The sequence below is a fragment of the Burkholderia sp. CCA53 genome, assembly GCF_001685525.1.
Taxonomy (GTDB): domain Bacteria; phylum Pseudomonadota; class Gammaproteobacteria; order Burkholderiales; family Burkholderiaceae; genus Burkholderia; species Burkholderia multivorans.
This window is the reverse complement of the sequence record NZ_BDDJ01000001.1, coordinates 1,376,161-1,390,172: the sequence shown is the minus strand read 5'-3', so window position 1 is coordinate 1,390,172 and position 14,012 is coordinate 1,376,161. Positions and strand designations below refer to the sequence as shown.

Sequence of the window (14,012 nt, the reverse complement as noted above, 5' to 3'; positions counted from 1 at the left end):
CAACCTGTAACGACTGTCGTCCCCATGCGGGGATGGGGCCATCGTAAGCGCTGAAGCGCTAACGATGGCCGACATGAGACAGACTCGTTATAGGGTCAAGCGAACAAGTGCATGTGGTGGATGCCTTGGCGATCACAGGCGATGAAGGACGCGGTAGCCTGCGAAAAGCCCCGGGGAGCTGGCAAACAAGCTTTGATCCGGGGATGTCCGAATGGGGAAACCCACTCCGTATGGAGTATCCATGACTAAATACATAGGTCATGTGAAGCGAACGCGGTGAACTGAAACATCTAAGTAACCGCAGGAAAAGAAATCAACCGAGATTCCCAAAGTAGTGGCGAGCGAAATGGGATGAGCCTTGTACTCTTTATTTGTATTGTTAGCCGAACGCTCTGGAAAGTGCGGCCATAGCAGGTGATAGCCCTGTAGGCGAAAACAGTATGAAAGAACTAGGTGTACGACAAGTAGGGCGGGACACGTGAAATCCTGTCTGAAGATGGGGGGACCATCCTCCAAGGCTAAATACTCGTGATCGACCGATAGTGAACCAGTACCGTGAGGGAAAGGCGAAAAGAACCCCGGGAGGGGAGTGAAATAGATCCTGAAACCGCATGCATACAAACAGTCGGAGCCTCGTAAGGGGTGACGGCGTACCTTTTGTATAATGGGTCAGCGACTTACGTTCAGTAGCAAGCTTAACCGTATAGGGCAGGCGTAGCGAAAGCGAGTCCGAATAGGGCGTTCAGTTGCTGGGCGTAGACCCGAAACCAGGTGATCTATCCATGGCCAGGATGAAGGTGCGGTAACACGTACTGGAGGTCCGAACCCACTAACGTTGAAAAGTTAGGGGATGAGCTGTGGATAGGGGTGAAAGGCTAAACAAACCTGGAAATAGCTGGTTCTCTCCGAAAACTATTTAGGTAGTGCCTCGTGTCTCACCTTCGGGGGTAGAGCACTGTCATGGTTGGGGGGTCTATTGCAGATTACCCCGCCATAGCAAACTCCGAATACCGAAGAGTGCAATCACGGGAGACAGACATCGGGTGCTAACGTCCGGTGTCAAGAGGGAAACAACCCAGACCGCCAGCTAAGGTCCCCAAATATGGCTAAGTGGGAAACGAAGTGGGAAGGCTAAAACAGTCAGGAGGTTGGCTTAGAAGCAGCCACCCTTTAAAGAAAGCGTAATAGCTCACTGATCGAGTCGTCCTGCGCGGAAGATGTAACGGGGCTAAGCCATATACCGAAGCTGCGGATGCGTGCTTGCACGCATGGTAGGAGAGCGTTCCGTAAGCCTGCGAAGGTGCCTTGTAAAGGGTGCTGGAGGTATCGGAAGTGCGAATGCTGACATGAGTAGCGATAAAGGGGGTGAAAGGCCCCCTCGCCGTAAGCCCAAGGTTTCCTACGCAACGTTCATCGGCGTAGGGTGAGTCGGCCCCTAAGGCGAGGCAGAAATGCGTAGCTGATGGGAAGCAGGTCAATATTCCTGCACCGTCGTTAGATGCGATGGGGGGACGGATCGCGGAAGGTTGTCCGGGTGTTGGACGTCCCGGTCGCTGCATTGGAGAAGGCGCTTAGGCAAATCCGGGCGCAGGATTCAAGGGTGTGGCGCGAGCGACTTCGGTCGCGAAGCAATTGGAAGTGGTTCCAAGAAAAGCCTCTAAGCTTCAGTCTAACGATGACCGTACCGCAAACCGACACAGGTGGGCGAGATGAGTATTCTAAGGCGCTTGAGAGAACTCGGGAGAAGGAACTCGGCAAATTGGTACCGTAACTTCGGGATAAGGTACGCCCTTGTAGCTTGACTGGCCTGCGCCAGGAGGGTGAAGGGGTTGCAATAAACTGGTGGCTGCGACTGTTTAATAAAAACACAGCACTCTGCAAACACGAAAGTGGACGTATAGGGTGTGACGCCTGCCCGGTGCCGGAAGATTAAATGATGGGGTGCAAGCTCTTGATTGAAGTCCCGGTAAACGGCGGCCGTAACTATAACGGTCCTAAGGTAGCGAAATTCCTTGTCGGGTAAGTTCCGACCTGCACGAATGGCGTAACGATGGCCACACTGTCTCCTCCCGAGACTCAGCGAAGTTGAAGTGTTTGTGATGATGCAATCTACCCGCGGCTAGACGGAAAGACCCCATGAACCTTTACTGTAGCTTTGCATTGGACTTTGAACCGATCTGTGTAGGATAGGTGGGAGGCTATGAAACCGGAACGCTAGTTTCGGTGGAGCCGTCCTTGAAATACCACCCTGGTTTGTTTGAGGTTCTAACCTTGGTCCGTGATCCGGATCGGGGACAGTGCATGGTAGGCAGTTTGACTGGGGCGGTCTCCTCCCAAAGGGTAACGGAGGAGTACGAAGGTACGCTAGGTACGGTCGGAAATCGTGCTGATAGTGCAATGGCATAAGCGTGCTTAACTGCGAGACCGACAAGTCGAGCAGGTGCGAAAGCAGGTCATAGTGATCCGGTGGTTCTGTATGGAAGGGCCATCGCTCAACGGATAAAAGGTACTCTGGGGATAACAGGCTGATACCGCCCAAGAGTTCATATCGACGGCGGTGTTTGGCACCTCGATGTCGGCTCATCTCATCCTGGGGCTGTAGCCGGTCCCAAGGGTATGGCTGTTCGCCATTTAAAGAGGTACGTGAGCTGGGTTTAAAACGTCGTGAGACAGTTTGGTCCCTATCTGCCGTGGGCGTTGGATATTTGAAGGGGGCTGCTCCTAGTACGAGAGGACCGGAGTGGACGAACCTCTGGTGTACCGGTTGTGACGCCAGTCGCATCGCCGGGTAGCTATGTTCGGAAGAGATAACCGCTGAAAGCATCTAAGCGGGAAACTCGCCTTAAGATGAGATATCCCTGGAGGCTTGACCTCCTTGAAGGGTCGTTCGAGACCAGGACGTTGATAGGTCGGGTGTGTAAGCGCAGTAATGCGTTCAGCTAACCGATACTAATTGCCCGTAAGGCTTGATCCTATAACAAGTCTGCCTTGTAGATCGGCGCCGTGCGACAGCACCGGCTGCGATCCAAAGCGACATGTTGGATTCTCGTGTGCGATACGCACAACCCAAAATTACTGCTTCTTCCCGATTGGTTGCGCTGCGAAGCGGCGCAACAACCCTCTTTGCCTGATGACCATAGCGAGTCGGTCCCACCCCTTCCCATCCCGAACAGGACCGTGAAACGACTCTACGCCGATGATAGTGCGGATTCCCGTGTGAAAGTAGGTAATCGTCAGGCTCCCTAAGCCAAGAACCCCCGCCCAGCAGGCGGGGGTTTTTGCATTTGTGGCGCTGGAAATGCGCTATCGGCCCGAGCGCCGGCCGGTCTCCGCGCGATGCGAATCCTCGCAGGATACGCGTCCTCTTTCTGGGGCATGCCTTCTTTCAACCGGCCGAGCCCTAGACTCGGCGCGGCGAGCCGCCTCACGGCAAATGAGCCGTCGCCTATCCTCTGGCGCGCCGTGACACGCCGACAGACGCTGCCATCGACACCGCCTTGCAGTTGGTGCCCTGCGGCCCGCCTTCGTCGATCGACGGACATCGCTCGACAGCTGGCTGACAGCGGTCTTTGCTGACGCCCCACCGGTCCGCAGATCGACCCATGCGGCGTCGGGGCAACTGAAATGTCCCCCCGTCGCGCGCTCTGTGCGATTGCCTGTTCCACGTTGCAGCCTCGCTGCGTTCCTCAGCTCACGCGCGCCCATCGACAATCGTCTGCTCGTAGCTCCTATTCCGACCGTTCCGCGCGGTGTGGCTGCGCTTTCCGGGCGTCTTGACCCTTCCGGCCAAGGGTGCCCGTCGCGCCCGGCCGCCGATACCGGGCGCGGCGGCGAACAAGCAGCAAGCAGTTGGGCAGGGCGCCGCACCGGTCGACAGCCATGTGCGCAGCGGAGAAGCGGTCCCGAAGAGTCCGCGCGTCAGGCCTGAGCGCGGTCGCCGGCGCCGCGTCCGAGGCCGTTCAGTCCGGGCCGTCGCTCCCCGGCGCTGCGACTGCCTCGCGGGGCAACGGCGCGATACGCCCGACAACCGTCCCCTGAAGTCCCCAATTCGTCGCCCAAAGGACGCCCGGCACGAATATTGCAAAAATTTTCCGCCTACCCGCTTGGCATTCTGTCCGAGAGGCCGTATGATGGCGGTCTTTCGTTTCCAGCATGCAACATTGCTGGAAGCGGAGTCTGACGAAGGTGTGGGCGCCGAATGGCGAACCTCTCGTCGCCATCGTAGTCGGCGGCGGATGCCTGGTGGTCGAGCCGGCGCTCGGGAAGAAGATGAAAATAATCTTCTCGCAGTGCTTGACAAGAGTTCGATGCACCCCCATAATCGTCAGTTCTCTACGGAGGGGTGCCCGAGTGGCTAAAGGGGGCAGACTGTAAATCTGTTGGCTTACGCCTACGTTGGTTCGAATCCAACCTCCTCCACCAAGACATCAGCGCAGAGAGCGGTAAGGAATCGTTAGTGGCCCGTGCGGGTGTAGCTCAATGGTAGAGCAGAAGCCTTCCAAGCTTACGACGAGGGTTCGATTCCCTTCACCCGCTCCAGTCCGCGAAGTTGAAGCGTAAAAGCGCCCATGTGGCTCAGTGGTAGAGCACTCCCTTGGTAAGGGAGAGGTCGGCAGTTCGATCCTGCCCATGGGCACCAGCAGTAAAGTCAGTGTCTGTTTGCGCGCGGCGCAACATGTGAAATTCCTTTCGGGAGTTGAAAATGGCCAAGGAAAAATTCGAGCGGACCAAGCCGCACGTGAACGTTGGTACGATTGGTCACGTTGACCACGGCAAGACGACGCTGACGGCAGCGATCGCGACGGTTCTGTCGTCGAAGTTCGGCGGCGAAGCGAAGAAGTACGACGAAATCGACGCGGCGCCGGAAGAAAAGGCACGCGGCATCACGATCAACACCGCGCACATCGAGTACGAAACGGCGAACCGCCACTACGCGCACGTCGACTGCCCGGGCCACGCCGACTACGTGAAGAACATGATCACGGGTGCAGCGCAGATGGACGGCGCAATCCTGGTGTGCTCGGCCGCAGACGGCCCGATGCCGCAAACGCGTGAGCACATCCTGCTGGCGCGTCAGGTTGGCGTTCCGTACATCATCGTGTTCCTGAACAAGTGCGACATGGTGGACGACGCTGAACTGCTCGAGCTGGTCGAGATGGAAGTTCGCGAACTGCTGTCGAAGTACGACTTCCCGGGCGACGACACGCCGATCATCAAGGGTTCGGCAAAGCTGGCGCTGGAAGGCGACAAGGGCGAGCTGGGCGAAACGGCGATCATGAACCTGGCCGACGCGCTGGACACGTACATCCCGACGCCGGAGCGCGCGGTGGACGGTACGTTCCTGATGCCGGTGGAAGACGTGTTCTCGATCTCGGGCCGCGGTACGGTGGTGACGGGTCGTGTCGAGCGCGGCGTGGTGAAGGTCGGTGAAGAAATCGAAATCGTCGGTATCAAGCCGACGGTGAAGACGACCTGCACGGGCGTTGAAATGTTCCGCAAGCTGCTGGACCAGGGTCAGGCAGGCGACAACGTCGGTATCCTGCTGCGCGGCACGAAGCGTGAAGACGTGGAGCGCGGCCAGGTTCTGGCGAAGCCGGGTTCGATCACGCCGCACACGCACTTCACGGCCGAAGTGTACGTGCTGAGCAAGGACGAAGGCGGCCGTCACACGCCGTTCTTCAACAACTACCGTCCGCAGTTCTACTTCCGTACGACGGACGTGACGGGCTCGATCGAGCTGCCGAAGGACAAGGAAATGGTGATGCCGGGCGACAACGTGTCGATCACGGTGAAGCTGATTGCGCCGATCGCGATGGAAGAAGGTCTGCGCTTCGCTATCCGTGAAGGCGGCCGTACCGTCGGTGCCGGCGTCGTCGCAAAGATCATCGAGTAAGCCAGTTATTCGTTGATCGACAGTTTTGGGGCTGGCGATAGCCGGCCCCAACATGGTCTAGGGGTATAGCTCAACTGGCAGAGCGTCGGTCTCCAAAACCGAAGGTTGGGGGTTCGATTCCCTCTGCCCCTGCCAAAAAATAGCCACGTGTCCTACGTGGCATTTGTTTTAAGGTGTTATGGCGAATCCATCCGTCGAAACTGTAAATACCTCCGGCGATAAGCTGATGCTGGCCCTGGGCGTATTGCTGGTCTTGGCCGGATTCGTGGGCTTCTTCTGGCTGGGCAATCAGCAGTGGTATGTCCGCGGCGCCGCGTTGGCGGTCGGGATCGTCGCCGGCGTGGCCGTCGGGCTGATGTCCGCTCCAGGCAAAAGCCTCATCGCGTTTGCCAAGGACTCGTACAAGGAAGTCCGAAAGGTCGTTTGGCCCACCCGTAAGGAAGCAACGCAAACCACGCTCGTCGTGTTCGGTTTCGTGCTTGTGATGGCGATTTTCCTCTGGTTGAGCGACAAATCGATCGAATGGGTGATTTTCTCGGTGATTCTGGGTTGGAAATGATATGAGCGATACTCCGGCATCTCCGAGCGGAAAACGTTGGTACGTCGTGCACGCCTACTCCGGCATGGAGAAGAGCGTGCAACGTGCGCTTCAGGAGCGCATCGAACGGGCCGGCATGCAGGATAAATTCGGTCAGATCCTGGTCCCGACCGAAGAAGTGGTCGAAGTCAAAGGCGGCCACAAGGCTGTGACGGAACGTCGTTTCTTCCCGGGCTACGTGCTCGTGGAAATGGAAATGACGGACGAAACGTGGCACCTCGTGAAGAACACCGCGAAGGTCACCGGTTTCGTCGGCGGCGCACGCAACCGCCCGACCCCGATTTCCCCGAAGGAAGTCGAGAAGATCATGTCGCAGATGCAGGAAGGCGTGGAGAAGCCGCGCCCGAAGACCCTGTTCGAAGTGGGCGAGATGGTACGGGTCAAGGAAGGCCCGTTCACGGACTTCAACGGCACCGTCGAAGAAGTCAACTACGAAAAGTCGCGCGTGCGCGTGTCGGTCACCATCTTTGGCCGTTCTACCCCGGTCGAACTCGAATTCGGCCAGGTCGAAAAAGTCTGATCCTGATTCTGTGGGCAGCCTCGGCTGCCCACCTTCGCGCTTACGGCCCGCGTCATGGTCGTTGAGGAGCGTCAGTAGCCAGCGGCGAACGCGCGTTATCACTCACCGAACGCCGCTTGGCGTTCCAACGAGGTTTTCAAATGGCAAAGAAGATTGTCGGCTTTATCAAGCTGCAGATTCCTGCAGGTAAAGCCAACCCGTCGCCGCCGGTCGGTCCGGCACTGGGCCAGCGCGGCCTGAACATCATGGAGTTCTGCAAGGCGTTCAACGCGCAGACTCAAGGTATGGAGCCGGGTCTGCCGGTGCCGGTCGTCATCACGGCATACGCTGACAAGAGCTTCACGTTCGTGATGAAGACGCCGCCGGCGACCGTCCTGATCAAGAAGGCGGCGAAGGTGGACAAGGGCTCGAGCAAGCCGCACACCGACAAGGTCGGTTCGATCACGCGCGCTCAAGCCGAAGAGATCGCAAAGACGAAGATGCCGGACCTCACGGCAGCTGATCTGGACGCAGCCGTTCGCACCATCGCTGGTAGCGCACGCTCGATGGGCATCACTGTGGAGGGCGTGTAAATGGCTAAGATCTCCAAGCGCCGTCAGGCATTTGCCGCCAAGGTCGATCGTCAGAAGCTGTACGCGATCGACGACGCACTGGCACTCGTGAAGGAATGCGCGAGCGCGAAGTTCAACGAGTCGATCGACGTCGCAGTCCAGCTCGGCATCGACGCGAAGAAGTCGGACCAGGTCGTTCGCGGTTCGGTCGTTCTGCCGGCCGGTACGGGCAAGTCGGTTCGCGTCGCCGTGTTCGCGCAAGGCGAGAAGGCCGAGCAGGCACGTGCAGCAGGCGCGGAAGTCGTCGGTATGGAAGACCTGGCCGAGCAGATCAAGGCTGGCCAGATGGACTTCGACATCGTGATCGCTTCGCCGGACACGATGCGTATCGTCGGTACGCTCGGTCAGATCCTCGGCCCGCGCGGCCTGATGCCGAACCCGAAGGTCGGCACGGTCACGCCGGACGTCGCGACCGCGGTCAAGAACGCGAAGGCTGGTCAGGTGCAGTTCCGCGTCGACAAGGCCGGTATCATCCACGCGACGATCGGCCGTGCATCGTTTGAACCGGCTGCGCTGCGTTCGAACCTGTCGGCGCTGATCGAAGCGCTGCAGAAGGCCAAGCCGGCAACGAGCAAGGGCGTCTACCTGCGCAAGATCGCACTGTCGAGCACGATGGGCGTCGGCGTGCGTGTCGACCAGGCTACGCTGGCCGCGCAGTAAGCATGAAATTCAGGCCGCTTCGTTCGCGAAGCGGTCTTCAAGGGCTTTGGGCGGTTGTTCGTGCAGTCCGCGGGCAACCGGTTATCAAAGACCGTTGGTGGGAGGCAGCAGTCGGGCATCCCTTAATTCAAGCCAACGCAGATGGCGAACCCGAAAAAGTTTTGTAGTGGTGAAGCCGCAGGTCGCGAAGCAGTTCGCGGCGTGAGGTGGAAATACTCCTAACGAGGTCGGACGCCGTTGTTGAACGAGGTACGTGAGGTCGAGCCATACCGGCTAGCCGAGCGTATCGTTTCTGGAGGCTAACCGTGCCGCTTAATAGAGAAGACAAGCAAGCCGTCGTTGCTGAGGTCGCCGCACAAGTTGCGAAGGCCCAGACCGTTGTGCTGGCTGAGTATCGTGGAATTGCGGTTGGCGATCTGACCACGCTGCGCGCGAAAGCGCGCGAGCAGAAGGTTTACCTGCGCGTTCTGAAGAACACGCTGGCGCGTCGCGCTGTTGAAGGTACGCCCTTTGCTCCGCTGGCAGAGCAGATGACTGGTCCGCTGATCTACGGCATCTCGGAAGATGCAATTGCCGCTGCTAAGGTCGTCAACGACTTCAGCAAGAGCAATGACAAGTTGGTCATCAAGGCTGGTTCGTTCGATGGCAAGGTGATGGATAAGGCTGGCGTGCAAGCGCTGGCAAGCATCCCGAGCCGTGAAGAACTGCTCTCGAAGCTGCTGTTCGTCATGCAAGCGCCTGTTTCGGGCTTCGCGCGTGCTCTTGCCGCGCTGGCCGAGAAGAAGCAAGCAGAAGCTGCGTAATCGAACACGCATCAGCGTCACTGATCGCTGGCTGTATCCGAATTCAATTTAGGAGTATTTCAAATGGCAATCGCAAAAGAAGACATCCTGGCAGCAGTCGAAGGGATGACCGTTCTCGAACTGAACGAACTGGTCAAGGCGTTCGAAGAGAAGTTTGGCGTGTCGGCAGCTGCAGTCGCAGTCGCTGGCCCGGCAGGCGGCGGCGCAGCTGCTGCTGCTGAAGAGAAGACCGACTTCACGGTCGTTCTGGCTGAAGCAGGCAGCAACAAGGTCGCAGTCATCAAGGCCGTTCGCGAAATCACGGGCCTGGGCCTGAAGGAAGCGAAGGACCTCGTCGACGGCGCACCGAAGCCCGTCAAGGAAGGCGTCGACAAGGCTGCTGCTGAAGAAGCGAAGAAGAAGCTGGAAGACGCAGGCGCGAAGGTCGAACTCAAGTAAGTTCCGACGCGCTGTGCGAAGGCTGGCGGTATTTTCACCGCCGGCCTTTTTGTGCTTTGTGGGGACGTTATTCTGGCACTCTTTCGGGAGGCGGGATAATCGGCCCCAGAAGCCAAAGATAAACGTCAAATCGTGGCTGCTGCACGGCGATTGGCGATTCTCTTTGTCTTCTGAAGCGACTGCAGAAGGCAAGTTTGGTCGGGTAGCGGGCAACACAGGCATCCGCTGCCGTCAGCCAGCGGTTGGTAGCGGCCAACCACCAAGCTTCTCGGCTCGTTCAAGCCGTCGGACGGCCATCGGGTCTCAGTCGGTGAACACTCGGGTTTGAAACGTCCAGGTATTCCGCCTCGATAGCACCCGCCGTGATTCGGAGATCGTATGCAATATTCCTTCACCGAGAAGAAGCGCATTCGCAAGAGTTTCGCGAAGCGCCCCATCGTTCACCAAGTTCCTTTCCTGCTGGCCACCCAGCTTGAATCATTCAGCACGTTTCTGCAAGCCGATGTGCCGGCGACGCAACGCAAGCCTGAAGGTTTGCAGGCCGCTTTCACATCGGTATTTCCCATTGTTTCGCACAACGGCTTCGCGCGCCTCGAGTTCGTGAGCTATGCGCTGTCCGCGCCGGCATTCAACATCAAGGAATGCCAGCAGCGCGGCCTGACGTACTGCTCCGCGCTGCGCGCGAAGGTCCGCCTCGTCATCCTCGACAAGGAATCGCCGAACAAGCCCGTCGTCAAGGAAGTGAAGGAGCAGGAAGTGTACATGGGCGAAATTCCGCTCATGACGCCGACCGGCTCGTTCGTCATCAACGGCACCGAGCGTGTCATCGTCTCGCAGCTGCACCGTTCGCCGGGCGTGTTCTTCGAACACGACAAGGGCAAGACGCACAGCTCGGGCAAGTTGCTGTTCTCGGCACGGATCATTCCGTACCGCGGCTCGTGGCTCGACTTCGAATTCGATCCGAAGGACATCCTGTACTTCCGCGTCGACCGTCGCCGCAAGATGCCGGTCACGATCCTGCTGAAGGCGATCGGCCTCACGCCGGAACAGATCCTCGCGAACTTCTTCGTGTTCGACAACTTCACGTTGATGGACGAAGGTGCGCAGCTCGAGTTCGTGCCCGAGCGCCTGCGCGGCGAAGTCGCGCGCTTCGACATCACGGATCGCGACGGCAAGGTCATCGTCCAGAAGGACAAGCGGATCAACGCGAAGCACATCCGCGACCTCGAAGCCGCGAAGACGAAGTTCATCTCGGTGCCGGAAGACTATCTGCTCGGCCGCGTGCTGGCGAAGAACGTCGTCGACGGCGAGACGGGCGAAGTGATCGCGAACGCGAACGACGAGATCACCGAAAGCGTGCTCGAGAAGCTGCGCGAAGCGGGCATCAAGGAAATCCAGACGCTCTACACGAACGATCTGGACCAGGGTCCGTACATCTCGTCGACGCTGCGTGTCGACGAAACGACCGACAAGACGGCCGCGCGCATCGCGATCTATCGCATGATGCGTCCGGGCGAGCCGCCGACCGAAGAAGCGGTCGAGGCGCTGTTCAACCGTCTGTTCTACAGCGAAGAAGCGTACGACCTGTCGAAGGTCGGCCGCATGAAGTTCAACCGCCGCGTCGGCCGTGACGAAATCACGGGCCCGATGACGCTGCAGGACGACGACATCCTCGCGACGATCAAGATCCTCGTCGAGCTGCGCAACGGCAAGGGCGAAGTGGACGACATCGACCACCTCGGCAACCGTCGCGTGCGTTGCGTCGGCGAACTGGCGGAAAACCAGTTCCGCGCCGGTCTCGTGCGCGTCGAGCGCGCGGTCAAGGAACGCCTCGGCCAGGCCGAAAGCGAAAACCTGATGCCGCACGACCTGATCAACTCGAAGCCGATTTCGTCGGCGATCCGCGAGTTCTTCGGTTCGTCGCAGCTGTCGCAGTTCATGGACCAGACCAACCCGCTGTCGGAAATCACGCACAAGCGCCGCGTTTCCGCACTGGGCCCAGGCGGTCTGACGCGCGAGCGCGCAGGCTTCGAAGTTCGCGACGTGCACCCGACCCACTACGGCCGCGTGTGCCCGATCGAAACGCCGGAAGGTCCGAACATCGGTCTGATCAACTCGCTCGCACTGTACGCGCACCTGAACGAGTACGGCTTCCTCGAGACGCCGTACCGCAAGGTCGTGGACGGCAAGGTGACCGACCAGATCGACTATCTGTCGGCGATCGAGGAAGGCCGTTACATGATCGCGCAGGCGAACGCGGCGATCGACGACGAAGGCCGACTGACCGACGAACTCGTGTCGTCGCGTGAGGCCGGCGAAACGATGATGGTCACGCCGGACCGCATCCAGTACATGGACGTGGCGCCGTCGCAGATCGTGTCGGTCGCGGCATCGCTGATTCCGTTCCTCGAGCACGACGACGCGAACCGTGCACTGATGGGCTCGAACATGCAGCGTCAGGCCGTGCCGTGTCTGCGTCCGGAGAAGCCGGTCGTCGGTACCGGCATCGAGCGCACCTGCGCGGTCGACTCGGGCACGACGGTTCAGGCGTTCCGCGGCGGTGTCGTCGACTACGTCGACGCAGGCCGTATCGTGATTCGCGTGAACGACGACGAAGCGGTCGCAGGTGAAGTCGGTGTCGACATCTACAACCTGATCAAGTACACGCGTTCGAACCAGAACACGAACATCAACCAGCGTCCGATCGTGAAGATGGGCGACAAGGTCTCGCGCGGCGACGTGCTGGCCGACGGCGCCTCGACGGACCTGGGCGAGCTCGCGCTCGGCCAGAACATGCTGATCGCGTTCATGCCGTGGAACGGCTACAACTTCGAGGATTCGATCCTGATCTCGGAGAAGGTCGTGGCCGACGATCGCTACACGTCGATCCACATCGAAGAGCTGAACGTCGTTGCACGCGACACGAAGCTCGGGCCGGAAGAAATCACGCGCGACATCTCGAACCTGGCGGAAGTCCAGCTCGGCCGTCTCGACGAATCGGGCATCGTCTACATCGGTGCGGAAGTCGAAGCGGGCGACGTACTGGTCGGCAAGGTCACGCCGAAGGGCGAGACCCAGCTGACGCCGGAAGAGAAGCTGCTGCGCGCGATCTTCGGCGAGAAGGCGTCGGACGTGAAGGACACGTCGCTGCGCGTGCCGTCGGGCATGAGCGGCACCGTGATCGATGTCCAGGTGTTCACGCGTGAAGGCATCCAGCGCGACAAGCGTGCGCAACAGATCATCGACGACGAACTGAAGCGCTACCGTCTCGACCTGAACGACCAGCTGCGTATCGTGGAAGGCGACGCGTTCCAGCGTCTCGCGCGCATGCTGGTGGGCAAGGTCGCGAACGGCGGTCCGAAGAAGCTCGCGAAGGGCACGAAGATCGACCAGGCGTACCTGGAAGATCTCGACCACTACCACTGGTTCGACATCCGCCTCGCGGACGACGAAGCAGCGGCGCAGCTCGAAGCAATCAAGAACTCGATCGAAGAGAAGCGTCACCAGTTCGATCTGGCGTTCGAAGAGAAGCGCAAGAAGCTCACGCAAGGCGACGAACTGCCGCCGGGCGTGCTGAAGATGGTCAAGGTGTACCTGGCGGTGAAGCGCCGCCTGCAGCCTGGCGACAAGATGGCGGGCCGTCACGGCAACAAGGGTGTCGTGTCGAAGATCGTGCCGATCGAAGACATGCCGTACATGGCCGACGGCCGTCCGGCAGACGTCGTGCTGAACCCGCTCGGCGTGCCGTCGCGGATGAACGTGGGTCAGGTTCTGGAAGTGCACCTCGGCTGGGCCGCGAAGGGCCTCGGCTGGCGTATCGGCGAAATGCTGCAGCGTCAGGCAAAGATCGAAGAGCTGCGTGCGTTCCTGACGAAGATCTACAACGAGTCGGGTCGCGCGGAAGATCTGGACAGCTTCTCCGACGACGAGATCCTCGAACTCGCGAAGAACCTGCGCGAAGGCGTGCCGTTTGCGACGCCGGTGTTCGACGGTGCGACCGAGGACGAAATGGCGAAGATGCTCGACCTCGCGTTCCCGGACGACATCGCGAAGCAGCTCGACATGAACCCGTCGAAGAACCAGGTTCGCCTGTACGACGGTCGCACGGGCGAGCCGTTCGAGCGTCGCGTGACGGTCGGCTACATGCACTACCTGAAGCTGCATCACCTTGTCGACGACAAGATGCACGCGCGTTCGACGGGCCCGTACTCGCTCGTCACGCAGCAGCCGCTGGGTGGTAAGGCGCAGTTCGGTGGTCAGCGTTTCGGTGAAATGGAAGTGTGGGCGCTCGAAGCGTACGGCGCATCGTATGTGCTGCAGGAAATGCTGACGGTGAAGTCGGACGACGTGACGGGCCGGACCAAGGTGTACGAGAACCTGGTCAAGGGCGATCACGTGATCGATGCAGGCATGCCGGAATCCTTCAACGTGCTGGTGAAGGAAATCCGCTCGCTCGGTATCGATATCGATCTCGACCGCAATTAATCGG

General features: G+C 59.5%; 8 protein-coding genes, 4 tRNA genes and 2 rRNA genes. All 14 read left to right on the top strand.

The features are described 5' to 3' along the window. The first annotated feature begins 93 nt into the window (after positions 1-93). A 23S ribosomal RNA gene (locus BCR55_RS06515) occupies positions 94-2,974 on the top strand. 152 nt (positions 2,975-3,126) lie between these two features. Continuing rightward, positions 3,127-3,239, top strand: a 5S ribosomal RNA gene (rrf, locus tag BCR55_RS06510). Positions 3,240-4,336: 1,097 nt separating this feature from the next. Continuing rightward, positions 4,337-4,422 (top strand) — tRNA-Tyr (locus BCR55_RS06505). A gap of 43 nt (positions 4,423-4,465) precedes the next feature. After that, positions 4,466-4,539 (top strand) — tRNA-Gly (locus BCR55_RS06500). 25 nt (positions 4,540-4,564) lie between these two features. After that, positions 4,565-4,639, top strand: a tRNA-Thr gene (locus BCR55_RS06495). 63 nt (positions 4,640-4,702) lie between these two features. Further along, positions 4,703-5,893, top strand: coding sequence for an elongation factor Tu (tuf, locus tag BCR55_RS06490; RefSeq protein ID WP_006400660.1), 1,191 nt, complete (start codon positions 4,703-4,705; stop codon positions 5,891-5,893). Positions 5,894-5,952: 59 nt separating this feature from the next. Then, a tRNA-Trp gene (locus BCR55_RS06485) sits at positions 5,953-6,028 on the top strand. A 43-nt stretch (positions 6,029-6,071) separates the two neighbouring features. Further along, entirely contained in the window at positions 6,072-6,452 is a 381-nt protein-coding gene (gene secE, locus BCR55_RS06480) for a preprotein translocase subunit SecE (RefSeq protein ID WP_006412134.1), read from the top strand. 1 nt (position 6,453) lies between these two features. Then, complete coding sequence (nusG, locus tag BCR55_RS06475) at positions 6,454-7,011, top strand: transcription termination/antitermination protein NusG (RefSeq protein ID WP_006400672.1); 558 nt, start codon at positions 6,454-6,456, stop codon at positions 7,009-7,011. Positions 7,012-7,151: 140 nt separating this feature from the next. Continuing rightward, positions 7,152-7,583 carry a 50S ribosomal protein L11 gene (gene rplK, locus BCR55_RS06470; protein WP_006400671.1) on the top strand — a complete coding sequence of 144 codons (432 nt, stop codon included), beginning with the start codon at positions 7,152-7,154 and terminating at the stop codon, positions 7,581-7,583. Beyond that, on the top strand, positions 7,584-8,282 hold the full coding sequence (gene rplA / locus BCR55_RS06465; protein WP_006400670.1) for a 50S ribosomal protein L1: 699 nt from the start codon (positions 7,584-7,586) through the stop codon (positions 8,280-8,282). It abuts the gene before it with no gap. A 305-nt stretch (positions 8,283-8,587) separates the two neighbouring features. Beyond that, positions 8,588-9,085: a 50S ribosomal protein L10 gene (gene rplJ, locus BCR55_RS06460; protein ID WP_006400668.1), complete on the top strand. Its 498-nt coding sequence runs from the start codon at positions 8,588-8,590 to the stop codon at positions 9,083-9,085. A 63-nt stretch (positions 9,086-9,148) separates the two neighbouring features. After that, positions 9,149-9,523 carry a 50S ribosomal protein L7/L12 gene (gene rplL, locus BCR55_RS06455; protein ID WP_006400666.1) on the top strand — a complete coding sequence of 125 codons (375 nt, stop codon included), beginning with the start codon at positions 9,149-9,151 and terminating at the stop codon, positions 9,521-9,523. A 378-nt stretch (positions 9,524-9,901) separates the two neighbouring features. Then, complete coding sequence (gene rpoB / locus BCR55_RS06450) at positions 9,902-14,008, top strand: DNA-directed RNA polymerase subunit beta (RefSeq protein ID WP_006400665.1); 4,107 nt, start codon at positions 9,902-9,904, stop codon at positions 14,006-14,008. Positions 14,009-14,012 lie beyond the last annotated feature (4 nt).

What these genes read in the sequence shown, in the direction of transcription:
- tuf (WP_006400660.1), top strand. Translation starts at nt 4,703, where the DNA reads ATGGCCAAGGAAAAATTCGAGCGGACCAAGCCGCACGTGAACGTTGGT.
- secE (WP_006412134.1), top strand. Translation starts at nt 6,072, where the DNA reads ATGGCGAATCCATCCGTCGAAACTGTAAATACCTCCGGCGATAAGCTG.
- nusG (WP_006400672.1), top strand. Translation starts at nt 6,454, where the DNA reads ATGAGCGATACTCCGGCATCTCCGAGCGGAAAACGTTGGTACGTCGTG.
- rplK (WP_006400671.1), top strand. Translation starts at nt 7,152, where the DNA reads ATGGCAAAGAAGATTGTCGGCTTTATCAAGCTGCAGATTCCTGCAGGT.
- rplA (WP_006400670.1), top strand. Translation starts at nt 7,584, where the DNA reads ATGGCTAAGATCTCCAAGCGCCGTCAGGCATTTGCCGCCAAGGTCGAT.
- rplL (WP_006400666.1), top strand. Translation starts at nt 9,149, where the DNA reads ATGGCAATCGCAAAAGAAGACATCCTGGCAGCAGTCGAAGGGATGACC.
- rpoB (WP_006400665.1), top strand. Translation starts at nt 9,902, where the DNA reads ATGCAATATTCCTTCACCGAGAAGAAGCGCATTCGCAAGAGTTTCGCG.